Genomic DNA, 18,326 nt, shown 5'->3' on the forward strand with positions numbered 1-18,326 from the left:
TTTGCTGGGCAACTAAACTGGGGCGCTGATAAACCGGCGCCCCTTTTCGTACCTGAGCCCAACGCAGCTTGAGGTCATGAGGAACTCAGGCTGCTACACTTGACGGAAATGCATGAGTCAATTCAGACTAAATGCCGTGCTTGTTTCGCGACGATGCGGGTAACCTCTTAACTGACGGAAATCGGCCAAAAGCCGACCTCGAGAAATCGACGGTGAACCAAACGGCTTTGTTTGGAAGTGCCAAGCCCATTTGACTCCACGGAAATCGCAATGTTTGAATATGAAGTAGTCGACGTGCTCCCAATCGGCGATCGGTGTATCGTCTTCACTGGAAAAATTGGGAAAGGCCAAGTGCACGTTGGCGATGAGCTTCGCTTAAAATCTCCGAAAGGAGAGGTTGGTGTAATCGTAATGAGTCTTGAGCCGAGAGGCTTCCGGCTGGCAGGCGCGTTAGCTGGTGATAACGTTGCTATTGTTGTCGAGCCTTTCTGCCTTGACGATATCGCGGATGGCTTTGTTCACGTCGAGGGAATTACCTATCAGGTCAGCGCACTTACGTTGCATGGCTAATGTCCGCACGGTCGGTATCGGCCATGAGCAGACCTTGAAATTTTCGCCGATACCTCGTCATCTAATAACATGAGTTACGAAACGTTTTTGCTTTCCGACCAGCTCACTATCCCGCGTGCAAACTTCCAAGCGTGCGTGGATGACATTTGCACGTTTCACCGGTCTATCAATCCGAACATCGAATGTCCGGGAGGCGTCGCCTCGTTCGTTGCAAAAACGGTGGAGGTGAAAATGATCGAAGCGATGGCCTTTTTCGGTTGGCGACCATTCGTATCTGATGAAGGGATAACGGGCCTCGATTTAGAATTGCCACGCGCTGGCTCGGCGGACTTCTTAAAGGCAATAGCGCCGCACGTGGAATCAGAATCGACGATCGAATATGTGGGCGAAGACGGTGTCGCCGTTAAATATATATTTCGTGAAAAGAGAGTAATAACGTATGTTGGTAGAATTCAATACGATGTACTCGACTAAAGCGCATCTTAGTCATTGCTACCGGTAGGCTAAAATCGGCCAGCTGCAGACAGCGGGTAGCTGACCTGTACACCTAGCCGCGGAGGCTGAAACCCAGCAAGGAACGTAAGTGGATTTCGCGGAACTAGCTTTTAGAAGAATTGATGATCGCCAGCTAAAAGCTGACGCCTATGTTGATTGGGCAAATGAATTGCTTGAAGGCGGTTGTGGCGTCCCAAGCATTTGGGCGTTGGCGGTCTACCGCTGGGATGCCTATATCGATCCAGATCAGGTTGAACGGCTATTTCTGTCATGCGTAGTCGACCTGGGGCTCGAATTGCCGAGCGATTGGTATGTCGCTCTTTGCGCATATTCAAGCAGCTTATGCGAGCGAATGTTGCGTGGTATTACACAACCGTGGGACTGCTTGATTGAGATGTTGACTCTCGCAGACGATCACAATGAACCGTATATCCATTGGATTTGGATAGACCTCTCAAACGACCTTGAACCGACAGAAAGAAGAAGACCAAATTACATTTGCTTCAATGGCACATTGGACCTTAAGAAATCCGATGAGTGCATACGCACGGTCGCGCAGCAATTCATCGCCCTTTGCAATTTACCTCTCCCCGAAAAATTCCCATGGGTCTGGCTATGTCAGGAATGCGGTGCGGTTGGCGAGGAGAGTACCTTTACCGATACAAAGGCTTGTACGTGTACAAAGTGTGGAACTACTTTCGCAATGAAAAACATGCGCTTCTTCGAGCATCGAGATGAACTTGTTAGGCGCAGCGCGGCGAAGTGAGCTGGGATCACGGCTGGCGCGACCATGTTAACAATGACCGAACCGATGTCGGCAACGCGACGGCTGCGTCCACGCCGTGACCGAGTACAATCGGCCAGGAGCGGACGAGCGGTCGGCCACTAATTCATTGCGCGTATGTCGAACCTCTCCTTCTTAAAACGACTCTTTCGCGTTACCCGGAATGACAAAACGTTGAACTCTCAGGAGGCTCGACGCCTCGTCGATCTTGTCGTTCAGGCGCCAAACCTCGATGCCGCAGTTGCCGCAGCAGAGTCGGCATTTTCATTTCTGGTTGGTCAATTGCACATCCTTGGCGATAGCGCGAATGGTTACCCGAGAAACCCCATTAGCGCCCATGTTTGGACCGAAGGATGCAGCCTGGCGAATGCATGCGATCGCTTTGCAGATGCTGTCGCCGGTTGGGATCAGCGACGGGGCGAAGAGCAGGCGACACGTCTCGCCGCTACGATGGCCTTGCAAATTGTGGCTCACTACCCCGAAGAAATATTTCCCCGTGTCTTTCGCCATGCGGCGTGCTGCGAGGCTCTCGGCATGACGAGTGAGGCCGTAGAAGGCTACGGCAATATCATTGGCGACTTCGACCAGCTCTGCCTGGAAGAGATTCTGGATAGCACCGAGCCTTTTAGTGACTCAGAGGTTAAAATCCTGACTTCGGTCCGGAATTCACTTATTGCACTGCTGCGGCTGTCCCCTCAGGGCCTTTCAGACGCTCAGCATGAAATTTGCGAAAGGCTTAACGCGGCCCTGGACTCGTTGCCTCAAAAGGACGATGAACCGACGTGAGTGTTCCGGAATCTCAGGAAGGCGGCGGCACTGTTAACGGGTGTGAGATCAAACAATATCCACGACCGTTGTTCGAAATTTTCAAGCCCGCTTCGCCGTTGTTCGTCATCAGCGCAATAGCCGTTGGAGCTTGCTTGCTCATTGATCGTTCAGACTACCCAAAGGCTTTTTCTTTGGCAGTCTTAGCAATGTTTGTCGCAGTCCCAGCCGCTATGATTGCCGCTTATGTGTGCGCAACAAACATTCTCTGCCCTAACTGCAAACGAAAATGTAAATCGTCAATTCTGTCCACCGGCAATCAAAGCGCAATATGCGCTCGTTGCAAGATTGAATGGGATACGGGGCTAGGCAGCGATTAATTCGCGCAGCAAGACCCGCTGTCTGCATTGGGGCGGAAAACTGTCAACTGACACGCAATGTTAGATCAAGCCTGAGCTAGTACAGTTGAATTGTTTGTATAGCCTCAAGCATACACCGAGTGCATCACCGACGAGCAATCCATAAAGACCACCTCGAATTCGTTCCCATCTGTCATTCATAACAATCCTTCTAAAGCCTGAGGCCCGCCGTGCCCTCTGCCACCGCGCCGCCGAAAGTATCAATCATCATGTCTCCTATTTGAGCGCGATGCCGCCGCTGCTGCGCTCGCCTGTGCGCGACGACAAGACAAAGGGTTCCCATCCGTCCGGTGGGTCCCACTCTCCGTCTCCTTCGATACCTGTTGAAGAGACCTTGTGGACGATGACGCCATCAATCCCAAGTTCCTCTGTCTTCCAAAACAGCGTTCCATTTTGATCGAATGCCAGTACCTCAGATGCGGAACTCGCCAAAATAGAGAAGTCGCTACCGGCATACTCGAGTTCTTCGGCGTCGAAGAGATGACAAAAATACCCAGCCATTTTGTAGAGGACCACCTGCTCCGTCGTGATGTCGACTACAAATAAGCGCTCTCCGAAGCCGATAAACGCCTTGTTTCCCAGCATTCGAACATCTTGGAAGCAGGTGTATTCGAAGGTCTCCGCCAAATCGATTCGCAGGAATTCTCTGCCGCCGACCACGATTCCGACGCTGGCAGATACAGCGTCGCGAGAAACGGACGAGCCTACAAGAAGAGATTTTTCAAACGCAGATACGTCACCATCCAGGAACGAAATCGTCATCGCTAGCATATGAGTTCAGAGGCCTATAATGCGTTTCACTTTTCCCAAATCTTCCAGATCGCTTTGAGTAGTGGAAGCTTTTGCGATTCGTTTTGCTTGGAGACATAACTAATGGCTGCAGCCTTTTCCGGCTTCGCCTGGCGCCGCGGCATGGCCGTAACTGTCATCTCATCGGAATCGGACGGCTGCTCAACGGATGTGCCTCCTCGATGAGCAATCTGCACATAATTGGAGTGTGGCGTGGGAAGCGAATTCGTGCATTGCTTGGAACATGAGTTAACAAGAAGTGGGAGCACGTCGGTACCCACCTTCAAACTGATCCACAATTGCCAAGTCTTGTCATAGCTGATCTCGCAGCCGCAGACACTACATTTGACCGTGTCGCCATGATAACGGACTGGATTCCCCTTCAACCAAGGGAAGTGGAGACGGTATTTGTAATTGCCATACAGGACGCGGGTGCTGACGCGACTTTGCACTAGGTTCTTGCACCGTGTTAGTTCGTACGGAAACCACCGTAAGCCATACGAAGTGTAGACATCGAAGTGCGTCAACGCGGTCATTTCACCGATTTCCGGCGGAATGCGTTTGAGCTTACTGCCGTAAAGATGAATCTTGGTGACGCGCTTCAGCTTGCCGATCGATTCCGGAAGAGTGAAAATGCCAGCGTAGAGTTTAGGGCCGAGTGCCTCTAACGGTGAAAACTCTTCCGCCCCGCTCGCCTCAAGCTCGTCGATATAACGGCACAAAGCTTTCCAGGCATCCGTGGTCCGATCCTGAACATCGTTCTCGATAGGCGAGACATGTCGGTTAAATTTCATTGCACTTGCCTCCCTAGTCAAGCTTCAATATGCCGTATCGGAATACGCCGTTGAAGCGCCGCATCCTTAACGCGACTCGCCAGGTCATCGTCCTCAATCAACAATGTGCGCTTGGTCAATTCATTGACCAGTAAATACCGCGGGAGTTCATTCACCAGCTGAACGACATTAAGACCGGCGTCTTTGCATGACTGGGCGAGTTTGCGAGCCTCGCTAGATTCGAACTCTCCCAATGGAAGAGATGGTTGGCCTTTGATGCGCTCGATAACAGAGCTTAAAGACAGCGTTTGGAAATCAGGGACAACCTTCCTTATGGATCCGAGTTCTCGTGCTGATGGTCCGTCGTTTGCAAACTCGATTGTTAGCTGAACACGCTCCCCATCTATGCGAAGCAATATCCAGCCCGGCTGGGATCCGTCCCATAAATAACTATACCGCTCAACCCCCACCCAAACACCCCTGCACCTATTATTCAAAGAATCGAAAGTCAGCAGATTGCCGACCTCTCCTGATGTTCAGCAGAATAGCATCTTGCGCGCTAGAAAAATACACGAAATCCCACAGTATGGGAAAGGCGAGACGCCTTGCGAGAATGTGCAGACGCACTAACCTGATTGTATGGTGGCGACAAACCAGAGTGCGGGCCGACGATGGTGAGATCACTCAGCAACCCAGTGGTCGCACGCTTAGCACCGATGTGCCTGCACAATGAGCCGCTGAGAAGTCTGTATCTCTAGCGCTGCAAGAAGGCTGCCAGTAACATACGCCCCTTTTTTCAATTGGGCGACGTGGTCGACATTCGCGAGCAGTACCCTTTATTTCCGACTGCGCGGGCCCGTGACATCGCAGCCGAATTAGGAATTCGCTACCCAATGTACGTAGGGACCCAAGTTCCCTTTGTGGTGACCCCAGACTTTGCTGTCACTTTGGCCGATGCTCAAGGCAAGCGTCGCATTGCGATCAGAACGTGCAAGTACGAGGACGAACTGTCGGACCCGAACAATGGATTGGCGGTCCTCGAAAAGTTAGAGCTGGAGCGGGCAATTTGGGTAGATCAAGGAGTCACAGACTGGATGATCGTGACCGACCAGTTAATGGGGGCGATCCTCAAGGACAACTTGGACTGGCTCCATAAGTCCGCATTTTCGAAATTTCTCCAGGAATGGAAATGGCAATGGAGTGGCAGCACCTCTGAGGTGGCGACTACCAGCGTTTGGCAGCTTCCAGCAACTGCTGCCGGCACAGGTCCACACGTTCGCCTTTGGACGCCCCCTTGGCATGGGCAAGGTAAAGCGAAAACTGTGGCGCGCGCCTGGGCTGGGATACTGCGATGAGCCGGCCCGAGTCCAGCGCCTGTCGGCACAGGCATTCCGGCAATACCGCCAGGCCCGCGCCAGCCAGGGCAGCCTCCATCGCGGCGTGAAAGTCGGGTACGACGATGGCCGGTTTGTCCGCCGCCGCACCATACACATCGCGCCAGTAGGCTTGCAAAGGCGGCACCGGCCCTTGCTGGTCGATCAGCGGCAAGCCTTTCGGCGCGCTGGATTTGGGCAGGCGCTCGCGCCAGGCGGGCGAGCAGGCAAGAAGGCGTTCGCCTTCATGCAGCAGCGTGTATTCCACTCCTGCGTGTGGAATGCGCGCCAGGCAAACCGCCAGGTCAATTTTCCCCTCGCTTAATGCGGCCAGCAAGCCCGGCGGCGGCAGCGCATGGATATCCAGGCGGATGCCGTGCGCGGTAACCGGGCTTAAGGCCGCAAGCAGCAAGCTGGAAAATCCACTGCTGGTGCCCACGTGGACAATGCCAGCCAATGCGCCGCGCGACGTCACGCCGTTCTCCAGCAAAGCTTCCAGCGCATCAAGGTGCGGCGCCGCCTGCCGTTCCAGTTCGGCGGCGGCGGGTGTCGGTGACAGTCCGCGCGGCAGGCGCACAAACAGCGGCGTTTTCAGCCGCGATTCAAGAATCTTGATATGGCGCGATACCGCGGGCTGCGTGAGTTGCAGTTGCGTGGCCGCGCGCGAAATCGAGTTGTGCCGGAACACCGCGAGGAAGGAGCGAAGATGAGGCAAGTAGGACATTGGTCACCAAGGCATCAAAAATTTTATGGATAGACCCATAATTGATGATTGGAATATAGCCTGAAACTTCCTTACCCTGCATGCATTGCACATCAACCGGAGAGCAAGCATGTCCACCCCTGTTTCCCTGATTTCCACCTACCCTGACCTGCGTGGCAAGGTAGCCCTGGTCACCGGCGGTTCGCGCGGTATTGGCGCCGCCACCTGCATGGCGCTGGCGCGCAATGGTGTGAAGGTCGCCGTCAACGGTCGTGATGAAGCGGCGATTGATGCCGTCGTCGCCAGCATCCAGGCGCAGGGCGGCACGGCAATGGCGGCGCCGGCCGATTGCTCCAGCCTGTCGTCCGTGAGGGCAATGCAGGAAAATGTCTCCGCCGCACTGGGCGCGCCTGAACTCCTGCTCCCGTTTGCGGGGGGCGGCAGCAGCAAGCCCATGCCCTTCTCTGAAATCAGCGAACAGGATTGGCGTTCCAGTCTGGACCAGAACCTGACCTCCACCTTCTTCGTGTTGAAATGCTTCCTGCCCGCCCTGCTGGCGCGCGGCGGCGGGGCCATTGTGACGATGGCGTCGGCCGGTGGACGGATGGCGGCGGGCGCGCCGGCAGCTTATGGCGCAGCAAAGGCGGGCGTCATTATGCTTACCCGCCATCTGGCGGCCGAAATTGGCGCCAGCGGCATCAGGGTCAATTGCATTTCCCCTTCTGCGATCCTGACCGAAAGGACCGCAGCCCGCATTCCTCCCGAACGACAGGAGCACATGCGGGCCGGGTTTCCCTTGGGACGCCTGGGGCAGACGGAGGATGTCGCGGCCGCAGCATTGTTCCTGCTGTCCTCGGCCTCGGCCTGGATTACAGGCGCGACGCTGGACGTTGCAGGCGGCCGTGTGATGTCCTGATCAGCTGAGTTTCATGGTCAGTTCGACATCTTCCGCGAACGGTAGCGACAGGTAGTTGCCTTGCGGCGCGCGCACCATGGTCATGTACTCGGGGCAGTAATCGGCGTTGTCGGCGACGATCAGGGCGCCGGGACGCAGGCGGTCCTGCACCAGGCGGAACACGTCCGAATACAGGCCCTTGGCGCCGTCCAGCAGCAGCAAATCGATCTGCTCCGGCAAGCCGGTGCGCAGGGTTTCCAGCGCATCGCCTTCGCGGATTTCCACCAGCTCGAGCAGGCCGCCGTCGGCCAGGTTGCTCCGAGCGCGCTGCGCCTTGGACGGTTCAAACTCGGTGGTGATCAAGTGGCCGCCGCCGTTGTCGCGCAGGGCCGCGGCAAGATGCAGGGTCGAAATGCCGAACGAAGTGCCGAATTCGACGATCGTGCGCGCCTTCATGCTGCGCGCCAGCATGTACAGCAGCGTGCCGGTCTCGCGTGACACCGGCAGCGCGGCTTCCTTCAAATCCGCGTAAATCTCCCGGTATCCGGTTTTACTGCTGATGATGCTGGCACGCTGCGTCGGCGGCAGCGCGGCGAAGGCCGCCAGCGCCGGTACCCTGGCGTTATCGGATTCGGCAAACAGGCGTTCCAGCAGGGGCGCGACAGGCAAGGAAGTGAGGGTAGTCATGGGGGGATTCCTTTTTGATGTAAGAGAAGGAATAATATGAAGAATTCTTCATATTTTAAATTCGCGTTCCCGGCGCCCCTCATGACCGACCGTCCAACTCCCCCTATTTCCTCGCGCAGGAAGCCAAAACAGGAGCGTTCCAGCGAGCTGGTGCGCGCCATTCTCCAGGCAGCTATTCAGGTTTTGGCGAAAGAAGGCATCCGCCGCTTCACCACAACGCGCGTGGCGGAGCGCGCCGGGGTGAGTGTCGGCTCGGTGTACCAGTACTTTCCCAACAAGGCGTCCATCCTGTTCCGCCTGCAAAGCGACGAATGGCGGCAGACGGCGGCCATGCTGGATGCGATCCTGCACGATGCCGCGCAGCCGCCGCTGGCGCGCCTGCGCTTGCTGGTTCATGCCTTTGTGCGCTCGGAGTGCGAAGAAGCGGAGGTCCGCACCGCCCTGAACGACGCGGCGCCCTTCTACCGCGACGCGCCGGAAGCCTTGGACGCGCAGGCGGCAGGCGACCATATGTTCCACGCCTTCATTGACGAAGTTTTGCCCGGCGTTACCGAACCGGTGCGAAAAATGGCGGGCGACCTGGTCATGGCGACGCTGACCGCCGTCGGCCAGCAGTTTTCCGAGGAACCGCGTACGGACGCGGAAATCACGGCCTATGCGGATGCCATGGCCGATATGCTGTGCGCCTATATGGCCAGCCTGGCGCCTTAGCCGTTCAGGGCAGCGGGGATTTCTGGATCCGTTCGATGGTTTTGTCCGCCAGCATTTCCCGTAGCACGCGCGTCAGCTCGGGCACCATGGATGCATGCTTTTTGTGCAGGTAGTGGTAGACGGGAAAGGACGCCAGCGCCGGTTCCAGCACGGTAATGCCCTCCAGGTTCATGGATTTGATAATGGCCAGGCCGGAAGCCCGATTGCCCAATACAAGGTCGGTACGCCCCACCATCATCTTTTCAAAGGCCAATGCCATGGTAGGCACCGGCTCGATCCGCATGCCATGCGTGTTTTCATGCACGATCTTGATACCGCGTGTGAAGCCCAGGGTATAGGGGCGCAGGCTTTCCCATCCGCTCACCACGAAAGACGTGCCGTGCGAGAAAATCACGATCTCGTAGGTTTGCAAGGGGACCGGCACGATGACAAGGTTCGGATACTCCCGCTCCATGCCCAGCTTACGGTAGAGTTCACCATCCATCTTGCCTTCATTCGCATAGACCAGGGTGCGCTCGCCGGGCAACTTGTGGACCGTCAGCGAAATCCCCATCCGGCGATAGGCCTCCCGCATGATCTGCTCGGCAACGGCCGTGGCCGGATCGTTCCCGACCAGCGTGGAGATATTGATTTCGCGTACCTGCTCGCCTGCCATCGCGGGCAGGGCGGCCACGAGCATCATTCCCAGTATTGTGCGGCGTCGCATCGACAGGGCCTCCCAACCATCCCGGCATAAGCCTAGATATCAGGATAGTTCCCTATCGACCAGTCAGCAATTGGAAATCTGATTACACCTGGCTGTAGCCGCCGTCGACCACAAGTTCCACCCCATTCACGTAGCTGGAAGCGGGCGATGCCAGGAACAGCACGGCGGCGGCAATTTCCCCGGTTTCGCCCATGCGGCCGGCCGGCGCCGTTTCGCCCAGCATTTGCGTGACGCCTTCGAGCTTGGCCTCATCCAGGCCCAGGCCGTTTTCCAGGATCGGGGTACGCGTCATGCCTGGGCTGACGGCGTTGACGCGGATGCGGCGCGGTTTCAGATCGCTGGCCCAGGAACGGGCGAACGAGCGTACGGCGGCCTTGGACGCGTTGTACAGGCTCAGGTTCGGCATGCCGAGGTTGGCGGCGATGGAGGCATTCAGCACGATCGCGCCGCCGTCGTTGATCAGGGGCAGCAAGGTCTGCACCGTGAAGAACACGCCCTTCACATTGGTATCGAACAGGCGGTCGAAGGTGGCCGGGGTGGTGTCGCCGAACTCGTTGTAGAAGGCGATACCGGCATTGGCAAACAGGAAATCGAGCCGATCGCCGCGCTGGACGATTTCGCCGTGCAGCGCGGCCAGGCTGGCAATGTCCGAACTGTCGGCGACCAGGGCGATGGCGCGCTCGCCCAGTTGCGCTTGCGCGGCAGCCAGCTTAGCCTGGTCGCGCCCGGTGATATAGACGCGGCGCGCGCCCTGCGCCAGCAGGGCCTGTGCCGTTGCCAGGCCAATGCCCGATGAAGCGCCGGTGATCAGGGCGGTCTTTTGTTCGAATTGTTGCATGGTGTCCTTTGCCGTTTAGTGAGTAAAAAGACAAGTATGCCAGTCTTCGGGGGAAAGCGTTGTCCGACCGAAATAAAAAGTGGGCGGGTCCCCGCACGATAGGTTTCGCCAAGCCTTTTATGGCTATACTGTTCCCCAAAAGAAATTTCCTAGAGGTAATAATGGACGACACAATCGAACACGGCGACGGCTCGCCCAAGCTGGCCGCCGTACTGGCTTCCGCAACCCTGCTGAGCGCCTGCGGCGGCGGTGGGAGCGGCGGGGATAGCGCTGGCGGCACCTCGGCTGTCCCGCCAACGCCCATCGAACCCGTTTCCGACAGCCAGGCCGCGCGTTTCCTGGCCCAGGCCTCGATGGGCACGACCCGCGAGCTGATGAAGCAGGTGCAGGCCGTCGGCACCAGCAGGTGGCTGGACGACCAGATGGCCATGCCGGCTTCGCAATCGCGCTGGGACTGGCTGATGGCCAAGGGCTTCAACGCCCTGGAAAACAAGAATTCCCAGGCCGGCATCGACGCCGCGCTGTGGCGCAAGCTGATCGCTTCCCCGGATACGCTGCGCCAGCGCGTGACGCTGGCCCTGTCCGAAATCGTGGTCGCCTCGCTGGACGGCTTTACCGGCTCCTGGCGCGCCTTTACCGGCGCCTACTACATGGACATCCTGGAGGCCAACGCCTTCGGCAACTACCGCACCTTGCTGCAGCAGGTCACCCTCTCGTCCTCAATGGGCGAGTACCTGACCTATCGCGGCAACGCCAAGGCCAATCCGAAAACCGGTTCCATGCCGGACGAGAACTACGCCCGCGAAGTCATGCAGCTGTTCACCATCGGCCTGCTGAAACTGAACGCGGACGGCACGGCCACCGCCCAGGAAACCTACACGCAGGCCGATATCTCCGGCCTGGCCCGCGTCTTCACCGGCTGGGACTACGACCTTGCCGGCGGCACCTCCGACACGCCGGAATACCGCAAGCGGCCGATGATCCAGGCCGGCAACAAGTACGAAAGCGGCGAAAAATCCTTCCTCGGTACCACGATCGCCGCCGGCGTCGATGCCGGCACGGCCCTGAACAAGGCGCTCGACACCATCTTCGCCCATCCGAACGTGGCGCCATTCGTGTCGAAACAGCTGATCCAGCGCCTGGTCACCAGCAACCCGGCACCCGCCTATGTGGAGCGCGTGGCCGCCGTGTTCAACAACAACGGCAGCGGCGTCAAAGGCGACCTGAAAGCGGTCATCAAGGCGATCCTGCTGGACCCGGAAGCACGCTCCGCTGCCAACCTGGCCGCACCGGGCTTCGGCAAGGTGCGCGAACCCATCCTGCGCTTTACCGCCTGGGCCCGCGCATATAACGCCAGCTCCCCAAGCGACGCCTGGGCCATCGGCAATACCAGCGAACCGTCGTCCCGCCTGGGCCAAAGCCCGCTGCACTCGCCGAGCGTTTTCAACTTCTTCCGCCCCGGCTATGTGCCGCCGGCCCTGGGCATCACCGCTCCGGAATTCCAGATCGTCAACGAGACCAGCGTGGTCGGCTACGTCAACTACATGCAGTCCGCCATCAGCAGGGGTGTGGGCGACGTCAAGGCCGATTACTCCGCGCTGCTGCCGCTGGCCGATAACGTGCCGGCCCTGGTCGACGAGATCAACCTGGTGCTGACGTCCAACCAGCTGAGTGGCGACACCGTCACCCTGCTGCGCAATGCCATTTCCAGCATGCCGACCGGCACCGATGCCGCGCGTTCCAACCGGATCTATGCGGCGCTCACGCTGGTCATGGCATCCCCCGAATTCATCGTCCAGAAATAAAGGCCACCACCATGACTACTCAAGCTTCGCGCCGCGCCTTCCTCAAGCGCGCATCGGCACTCGGCGTGGCGGGCGTGGCCGCCCCCTGGGCGATCAACCTGATGTCCATCGCCGAGGCGGCGGCCGCCACCGCGACCGACTACAAGGCCCTGGTCTGCGTCTTCCTGTACGGCGGCAACGACTATGCCAACACCGTGGTGCCGTACGACGCCGCCAACTACGCGCTGTACCAGCAGCTGCGCCCCACCATCGCTTATGCGCGCGACGCGCTGACGGCAACGGCCCTGGCGCCAAGCACCCCGGTGCTGGATTCGACTGGCGCGGCGCGCGACTTCGCCCTGGCGCCGGCGCTTTCCCCGCTGCTGCCGATCTTCAACGCCGGCTATATGGGCGTGATGCTGAATGTCGGCCCGCTGGTCCAGCCGACGAGCAAGGCGCAATACCAAGCCAGATCCGTACCGCTGCCGCCCAAGCTGTTTTCGCACAACGACCAGCAGTCGATCTGGCAATCCTCCGCGCCGGAAGGTTCGCGTTCGGGCTGGGGCGGGCGCCTGGGCGACCTGTTCGAATCCGCCAACGGCAATGCCACCTTCACCTGCGTCAACGTGTCCGGCAACGCCGTCTACATGGCGGGCAAGTCGGTATCGCAATACCAGGTCTCGCCCAATGGCTCGATGCAGTTCTCCGGTCTGAAGTCGCCGCTGTTCGGTTCTTCCGCCGCCACCGACGCCTTCCGCACCCTGATCACCCAGCCGCGCACGCATTCCCTGGAAAACGAATACAACCGCGTGACACGCCGTTCGGTCGATGCCAACGTGGCGCTGACTTCGGCGCTGGCGACCGCCCCTGCGCTGACCACGGTATTCCCGGCATCGAATTCGCTGGGCGACCAGCTGAAGATGGTCGCCCGCATGATCTCGGCGAACGGCAGCCTGGGCGCCAAGCGCCAGGTATTCTTTGTCTCGATGGGCGGCTTCGACACCCACGACAGCCTGGCCGCAACCCACCCGGTGCTGATGGGCAAACTGGCCGACGCCATGTCCGCCTTCTACCAGGCGACCGTGGAACTGGGCGTGGCCGACAAGGTGACCAGCTTCACCGCTTCCGACTTCGGGCGCACCCTGGTGGCCAACAACGACGGTTCCGACCATGGCTGGGGCAGCATGCACTTCATGATGGGCGGCGCGGTCAAAGGCAAGCGCTTCTACGGCACCGCGCCGGTGGTCGCCAACAACGGGCCGGACGATGTGGGCCAGGGCCGCTTGCTGCCAAGCACTTCGGTCGACCAGTATGCTGCCACGCTGGGCAAGTGGCTGGGCGCCAGCGATAGCGAGCTGCTGACGCTGCTGCCCAACCTGGCCAACTACAGCACGCGCGACCTGGGCTTCCTGTAAGCGTGGACCGAGGTGCCGGGCGCTCTCAAGCGGGTCCGGCGCTGCCGCGCAGCTCCTCCAGGGCCCTTTGCTGGGCCGTCACGTCGCGGGCCACGCCCGACAGCCGGACTGCCCGGCGCGGGTCGCCAGCGAATTCGGCGCGGCCGCTGAACGCCAGCCAGCGTTCGATCCCGTCCGCGCCGACCATGCGCACTTCCTCGCGCAAAATACCGTCGCCATCGGGATCGAACGCCCGCCGGACGACGGCGTCATGGCGTTCGCGGTCGCCGGAATGGATCATGGCTTCCATTGCGTCCACCTGCGTCAAGGCGGCGCCGGCCGGCATGCCCAGCAAGGCCGGCAGCCGTGCGTCGGCCTCGATCCGGCCCTCCTCCGGCAGCCACTCGAAATAGCCCAGTCCTGCGGCCTCGAATGCTTCCCGTAGTCTTTTCTCGCTGGCGCGCAAGGCATCGTCGGAACGCTTGCGCTCGCTGATGTCCCGGAACAGGATGCCGACGCGGTGCAATTCCGGAGCGCCGACGCGGAACGCGTTCACGTCGTAAAAACGATTGAGTTCCTTGGCCTCGCGCTGGAAGCGCATCGGCTCGCCTGTCAGTGCGATGCGTCCGTACATGTCGAACCAATACGGTTCGTGCTTCGGTGCGATCTCGCGCATCCAGCGTCCCGCGGCGTTTTCAATCCCCGTCTGGCGCTCGACTTCAGGGTTGATCTGCAGGAACAGATAATCGACCGGCTTTTGCTCCGCGTCGAACAGCACTTCGATAATGCAGAACCCCTCGTCAATGGAATCGAACAGGGAGCGGAACTGTCCTTCCGAATCGCTCAAGGCTTGCTCGCTGGCCTTCCGCTCGGTAATGTCGGTGGCGGTGCCGAACCACTTAACGATGGCGCCTTGATCGTCGAGCACCGGTATGGCGCGCGAAAAGACCCAGCCGATGCTGCCATCGATGCGCACCACCCGGTGCTCCAGCTGGAAATAGCTGCGTCCCGCAATCGCCTGCTGGATGGTCAGCCAGACGCGCGGCATCTCATCCTCGGGGATATATTCACTCTTCCAGTCGCTGCGCGGAATGTCCGTGGTGGTGATGAAGTTCTTGCCTTCCAGTGAGCGCATCTCCAGCCAGTCGGCGCTCATTTCGTAGACGATTTCGGACGTCGCGCTGATGAAGGACCTGAGTTTCTGCTCGGATGCCGCCAGCGCCGCTTCCGACCGCTTCCGTTCGGTGATATCGAAGAAAGTGAGCACCACGCCGTCGATCCGGTCATGCGAGGCATAGCAGGGCAGGATGCGTGCGAAAAACCATTGGTCCGCCAATCCGCGCACTTCCTGCTCGACCGGATCGCCGCCGTCCAGCACGGTCTGCGCGTCCGCCATCAAATCCGGATAATCCAGCCCCGCGTGCAGGTCGCTCAGCGGGCGCCCGATGTCGGAAGGAATGAGCCGGAACAAGTCCAGCGCGCGTGGCGTGTAGCGCATGATCTTCAGTTCGCGGTTGAGGAAGACGATGGGAATCGAGGCCGCGTTCATCAGGTTGTTGAGGTCGCTGTTGATCTGTTCCAGCTCGCCCAATTTCTCGCTCAGCACCGCATTGACGGCAGTCAGCTCGGCGTTCATCGAACGCAGCTCCTGCCGGTTGAGGTCCAGTTCCTCCAGCGTCGCATGGAGTTCGTGGGTAATGACCTGGAGCTGGCGCTGGTCGGCAGTGTTCGGGGCATCCTGCAAGCCGATGCCCTGCAGATGTTGTTGCAGTATGTCGAGCTGGTCTTGTAACTGGTTCAGGGTGGCGCTTGCCCTGCCGCCACGCGCCCGCGCTTCCTTGCCAAGCGCGGCCCGCTCGATCGACAGTGAGCGCTCGATGGCGCCGTAGCCATGCTTCTCAAGTCCGGGATCGCCACTGCGGCGAAAGATCCGGTATTTGTCGTCGATCGGAAAGAACGATTTGTTGAACTCTCTCGGCCCCTCCACCGGCCCAAGGAACAGCAGGCCTTGCGGCTCCAGCGACCGGTCGAACATATCGATGATCCGGCGTTGTCCATCCGGGTTGAGGTAGATCAGCAGGTTGCGGCAGCTGATCAGGTCCATGCGGGCGAAGTTGGGATCCCATACCACGTCATGCTCGGCAAACAGCACAATCTGGCGCAGCTCGCGCTTGACCCGGTAGCCGGCGGCCTCTTTCTGGAAAAAGCGCACCAGACGTTCCGGGCCGACCGGATTCGCCACGCTGGGCCGGTACAGCCCGGCCCGCGCCGTTTCAATGGCACTGCGGTCGAGGTCGCAGCCAAATACCTGAATGCCGGGCGGCTTATCGAGCGTCTGTGCATGTTCCAGCAACAGCATGGCGATGGAATAGGCTTCCTCGCCCGTCGCGCAGGCGGGCACCCAGACCCGCACAAAATCCGCTTCGCCTTTGCCTTCGAACAGTCCGGGCAAATAGGCCGCCAGCGCGGCAAATGCCTCGCGGTCGCGGAAAAATTCTGTGACTGAAACCAGCAGATCGCGGATCAGGGCGTCCGGTTCAGACGCATCCGCTTCAAGCAGTTTCAGGTAATCGCTGGATTGGATTGAATGGGTAGACTCCATGCGCCGCCGCAAGTGCCGCAGCAGCACGAGCGGCCTGTGGCAGGAAAAGTCGCGTCCGGTTCGCCGGCGCAGCGCCTCGACCGCCTCGCGCACCAGGCCAGATTCCTCTTCCGTCAGCGTTAAGAAGAGGTCTGGGCTGGCCGGGCGGTGGGACGGCGGCTGGCGCAGCGGCAGGTCGATGCCGAAATTGGCCAGCAAGCGCTGCGGCATTTCAGCCACGCGTAAGACCGCGTCGGCGCAGCCGCGGTTGATCGCCGAACGGGGCATGATGTCCTGCGTCGCCTCCTTCGGGTCCTGCACCAGCGCCAGGCCGTCGGCCTTGACGATGGTCTCGAGCCCGGCGGTGCCGTCGGAATCGGCACCGGACAGCAGGATCCCGGCGATCTGTCCCCGTCCGGCTTGCGCAAGGGAAGCGAACAGCGCGTCAATAACGGCAACCCTGCCGCCAACGATATTAAGCGGCTCGACCTTCAGCCGGTCCTTGTCGCGGGTCAGGACCTGGCCAGGCGGAATCACATACACATGATTGGCTTCCATCTGGAGCTTGTCGCGTGCATGCATGACTTTCAAGGCGCAACGCCTTTGCAATAAAGTCGGCAGCAGGCTTTCCTCGGCGGGGGGAATGTGCACAGCGACCAGGAATGCTATGCCGCAATTTTCCGGCATGAGTTCGAAAAACTGCACGAGCGCGTCGACGCTGCCGGCCGATCCGCCGATCGCGACCAGCGGCACCTCCACCACGCAGACAATATCCTTCGAATGGCCAGGCATGGGTTTCCCTTCCATTGCCTATTGGGGGCTGATCCCAGTATGGTACTACGGCCCCGGGCAGGAAATCTGCCCTTGCCTGGCTCTCCCGGCAGGCTTGCACACCGCGGTGACAGGCCGGCCACACCGGGCTTATACCCGCGGCAGCTGCTTGGTCACGCAGTGAATGCCGCCGCCGCCCGCGGCGATCGGGTCGATATCCAGCTGCACGATGTCGCGGCCCGGGTAGAGCTTGGCCAACAGGTCGCGGCAGTAGCCGTCCGCTTCAGTATCGCCGAATTGCGGTGCGATCACGGCGCCGTTGATGGGCAGGTAGTTGATATAGCCTGCGGCGAAATCCGGATTCCCTTCGCTGAAGCGGCTGCTGCGCGGCCTGGCCGGCGGCGGCAGGATGTGGATTTCCAGGCGGCGGCCATCGGCGTCGCTGGCGTTCTTCAAGATCTCCAGGTGCTTGCGGGTGATGGCATAGTCGTGCGATTGCGGATCATCGTCGCGGTTGACGACCACCAGGCCCGGCCGCACAAAGCGGGCGTAGAAGTCGACGTGGGCGTCGGTGATGTCCTTGTCGCGAATGCCGGGCAGCCAGATGATCTTGCGCAAGCCGAGGCGCAGCTTCAGTTCCGCTTCGATCTGGGCCCTGCTCATGCGCGGATTGCGGTTGGCGTTGACCCAGCAGCTCTCGGTCATGATGCCGGTGCCATGGCCATCCACTTCGATGCCGCCGCCTTCGCCGACCAGGGAGCTGATGATATAGCTGGCTTCCAGGTCTTCGCTCAGTGCCTTGGCGACGCGCGTATCGCTGCCGGCGCGCTGTTTGCCGCCCCAGCCGTTGAAATTGAAGTCGACCAGACCCAGGTTGCCGGTGCCGTCGACCACGAAGCAGCCGCCGTAGTCGCGCACCCAGATATCGTCCAGCGCCACGGGGAAGTAGTCGATATTGGTGAATCCGCAATCGCGCTGCGCCTGCGCCAGCTGCGATGGGCGGCAGAACACCGTCACCGGCTGGTAGCGCGCGATGGCCTGGGCCAGGCGCGCGACAGTAGCGTTGACCGGACCCGCCCAGTCCTTCCACACCGCGCTCGATGCCGCATAGGAAACGAACACGCGCTCCTGCGGCAGGTGCTCGTCGGGCATAGTCCAGCTGCCTGCGGCGGCGGCGCCGCGCGCGCTGGCTGCGCCTGTGGTCAATCCAAGTAAGGCGCCTGCGGCGATTTGCTGTATGAAGGTTCTGCGGGTCGGCATATGGTCTCCTGTGGTGGCCGGTTGTGAG

General features: G+C 59.9%; 16 protein-coding genes and 1 pseudogene. 9 read left to right on the plus strand and 8 right to left on the minus strand.

All coding sequences use genetic code 11. The annotated features are described in order from the left end of the window. The first annotated feature begins 270 nt into the window (after positions 1–270). From H597_RS0118320 to H597_RS0118330, 4 genes are all read left to right on the plus strand, one after another. Positions 271–570, plus strand: a complete 300-nt coding sequence (locus H597_RS0118320) for a hypothetical protein (protein ID WP_028103405.1) — start codon at positions 271–273, stop codon at positions 568–570. A gap of 69 nt (positions 571–639) precedes the next feature. Then, on the plus strand, positions 640–1,044 hold the full coding sequence (locus H597_RS0118325; RefSeq protein ID WP_028103406.1) for a hypothetical protein: 405 nt from the start codon (positions 640–642) through the stop codon (positions 1,042–1,044). A gap of 109 nt (positions 1,045–1,153) precedes the next feature. Continuing rightward, entirely contained in the window at positions 1,154–1,831 is a 678-nt protein-coding gene (locus tag H597_RS34930) for a hypothetical protein (RefSeq protein ID WP_154668159.1), read from the plus strand. 135 nt (positions 1,832–1,966) lie between these two features. Beyond that, positions 1,967–2,635, plus strand: coding sequence for a hypothetical protein (locus H597_RS0118330; protein ID WP_028103407.1), 669 nt, complete (start codon positions 1,967–1,969; stop codon positions 2,633–2,635). A gap of 614 nt (positions 2,636–3,249) precedes the next feature. On the opposite strand, the gene H597_RS33410 is transcribed toward H597_RS0118330, so the two are convergent. Both H597_RS33410 and H597_RS31530 read right to left on the minus strand, forming a co-directional pair. Next, positions 3,250–3,795, minus strand: coding sequence for a hypothetical protein (locus tag H597_RS33410; RefSeq protein ID WP_154668160.1), 546 nt, complete (start codon positions 3,793–3,795; stop codon positions 3,250–3,252). A gap of 35 nt (positions 3,796–3,830) precedes the next feature. Next, the gene (locus tag H597_RS31530) at positions 3,831–4,616 is read right to left on the minus strand and encodes a leucine-rich repeat domain-containing protein (protein WP_051293903.1); all 786 of its coding nucleotides are present in this window, start codon (positions 4,614–4,616) and stop codon (positions 3,831–3,833) included. A 788-nt stretch (positions 4,617–5,404) separates the two neighbouring features. Between H597_RS31530 and H597_RS36265 the strand changes: the two are divergent. Then, positions 5,405–5,692, plus strand: a pseudogene (locus tag H597_RS36265) (TnsA endonuclease N-terminal domain-containing protein); the annotation flags it as partial. A gap of 127 nt (positions 5,693–5,819) precedes the next feature. On the opposite strand, the gene H597_RS0118345 reads toward H597_RS36265, so the two are convergent. Beyond that, positions 5,820–6,692, minus strand: a complete 873-nt coding sequence (locus tag H597_RS0118345) for a LysR family transcriptional regulator (protein WP_083941174.1) — start codon at positions 6,690–6,692, stop codon at positions 5,820–5,822. Positions 6,693–6,801: 109 nt separating this feature from the next. On the opposite strand from H597_RS0118345, the gene H597_RS0118350 reads away from it, so the two are divergent. Next, positions 6,802–7,587 (plus strand): SDR family NAD(P)-dependent oxidoreductase, encoded by a 786-nt coding sequence (locus H597_RS0118350; protein WP_028103410.1) that lies wholly within the window; start codon positions 6,802–6,804, stop codon positions 7,585–7,587. Here the strand turns inward: H597_RS0118350 and H597_RS0118355 are convergent, their stop codons facing one another. Next, positions 7,588–8,253: an O-methyltransferase gene (locus tag H597_RS0118355; RefSeq protein ID WP_028103411.1), complete on the minus strand. Its 666-nt coding sequence runs from the start codon at positions 8,251–8,253 to the stop codon at positions 7,588–7,590. An 81-nt stretch (positions 8,254–8,334) separates the two neighbouring features. Between H597_RS0118355 and H597_RS0118360 the strand changes: the two genes are divergently transcribed. Continuing rightward, positions 8,335–8,964, plus strand: a complete 630-nt coding sequence (locus H597_RS0118360; protein WP_028103412.1) for a TetR/AcrR family transcriptional regulator — start codon at positions 8,335–8,337, stop codon at positions 8,962–8,964. A gap of 4 nt (positions 8,965–8,968) precedes the next feature. On the opposite strand, the gene H597_RS0118365 is transcribed toward H597_RS0118360, so the two are convergent. Both H597_RS0118365 and H597_RS0118370 read right to left on the minus strand, forming a co-directional pair. After that, positions 8,969–9,670, minus strand: coding sequence for a substrate-binding periplasmic protein (locus H597_RS0118365; protein WP_028103413.1), 702 nt, complete (start codon positions 9,668–9,670; stop codon positions 8,969–8,971). 82 nt (positions 9,671–9,752) lie between these two features. Then, complete coding sequence (locus H597_RS0118370; RefSeq protein ID WP_028103414.1) at positions 9,753–10,508, minus strand: glucose 1-dehydrogenase; 756 nt, start codon at positions 10,506–10,508, stop codon at positions 9,753–9,755. Between the two features lie 161 nt (positions 10,509–10,669). Here H597_RS0118370 and H597_RS0118375 point away from each other — a divergent pair, with 161 nt between their 5' ends. Both H597_RS0118375 and H597_RS0118380 read left to right on the plus strand, forming a co-directional pair. After that, positions 10,670–12,313 (plus strand): DUF1800 domain-containing protein, encoded by a 1,644-nt coding sequence (locus tag H597_RS0118375; protein WP_083941175.1) that lies wholly within the window; start codon positions 10,670–10,672, stop codon positions 12,311–12,313. 11 nt (positions 12,314–12,324) lie between these two features. Beyond that, positions 12,325–13,707, plus strand: coding sequence for a DUF1501 domain-containing protein (locus tag H597_RS0118380; protein WP_028103416.1), 1,383 nt, complete (start codon positions 12,325–12,327; stop codon positions 13,705–13,707). A 25-nt stretch (positions 13,708–13,732) separates the two neighbouring features. Here the strand turns inward: H597_RS0118380 and H597_RS33415 are convergent, their stop codons facing one another. Both H597_RS33415 and H597_RS0118390 read right to left on the minus strand, forming a co-directional pair. Further along, entirely contained in the window at positions 13,733–17,059 is a 3,327-nt protein-coding gene (locus H597_RS33415; RefSeq protein WP_028103417.1) for a chemotaxis protein CheB, read from the minus strand. A gap of 129 nt (positions 17,060–17,188) precedes the next feature. Continuing rightward, complete coding sequence (locus H597_RS0118390) at positions 17,189–18,298, minus strand: agmatine deiminase family protein (RefSeq protein WP_028103418.1); 1,110 nt, start codon at positions 18,296–18,298, stop codon at positions 17,189–17,191. Between the last annotated feature and the right edge of the window lie 28 nt (positions 18,299–18,326).

The sequence above is a fragment of the Pseudoduganella violaceinigra DSM 15887 genome (assembly GCF_000425385.1).
Taxonomy (GTDB): Bacteria; Pseudomonadota; Gammaproteobacteria; order Burkholderiales; family Burkholderiaceae_D; genus Rugamonas; species Rugamonas violaceinigra.

Coding starts and splice junctions, on each gene's coding strand:
- H597_RS0118320 (WP_028103405.1), top strand. CDS start 271: ATGTTTGAATATGAAGTAGTCGACGTGCTCCCAATCGGCGATCGGTGT.
- H597_RS0118325 (WP_028103406.1), top strand. CDS start 640: ATGAGTTACGAAACGTTTTTGCTTTCCGACCAGCTCACTATCCCGCGT.
- H597_RS0118330 (WP_028103407.1), top strand. CDS start 1,967: ATGTCGAACCTCTCCTTCTTAAAACGACTCTTTCGCGTTACCCGGAAT.
- H597_RS33410 (WP_154668160.1), bottom strand. CDS start 3,795: ATGACGATTTCGTTCCTGGATGGTGACGTATCTGCGTTTGAAAAATCT.
- H597_RS31530 (WP_051293903.1), bottom strand. CDS start 4,616: ATGAAATTTAACCGACATGTCTCGCCTATCGAGAACGATGTTCAGGAT.
- H597_RS0118345 (WP_083941174.1), bottom strand. CDS start 6,692: ATGTCCTACTTGCCTCATCTTCGCTCCTTCCTCGCGGTGTTCCGGCAC.
- H597_RS0118350 (WP_028103410.1), top strand. CDS start 6,802: ATGTCCACCCCTGTTTCCCTGATTTCCACCTACCCTGACCTGCGTGGC.
- H597_RS0118355 (WP_028103411.1), bottom strand. CDS start 8,253: ATGACTACCCTCACTTCCTTGCCTGTCGCGCCCCTGCTGGAACGCCTG.
- H597_RS0118360 (WP_028103412.1), top strand. CDS start 8,335: ATGACCGACCGTCCAACTCCCCCTATTTCCTCGCGCAGGAAGCCAAAA.
- H597_RS0118365 (WP_028103413.1), bottom strand. CDS start 9,670: ATGCGACGCCGCACAATACTGGGAATGATGCTCGTGGCCGCCCTGCCC.
- H597_RS0118370 (WP_028103414.1), bottom strand. CDS start 10,508: ATGCAACAATTCGAACAAAAGACCGCCCTGATCACCGGCGCTTCATCG.
- H597_RS0118375 (WP_083941175.1), top strand. CDS start 10,670: ATGGACGACACAATCGAACACGGCGACGGCTCGCCCAAGCTGGCCGCC.
- H597_RS0118380 (WP_028103416.1), top strand. CDS start 12,325: ATGACTACTCAAGCTTCGCGCCGCGCCTTCCTCAAGCGCGCATCGGCA.
- H597_RS33415 (WP_028103417.1), bottom strand. CDS start 17,059: ATGCCTGGCCATTCGAAGGATATTGTCTGCGTGGTGGAGGTGCCGCTG.
- H597_RS0118390 (WP_028103418.1), bottom strand. CDS start 18,298: ATGCCGACCCGCAGAACCTTCATACAGCAAATCGCCGCAGGCGCCTTA.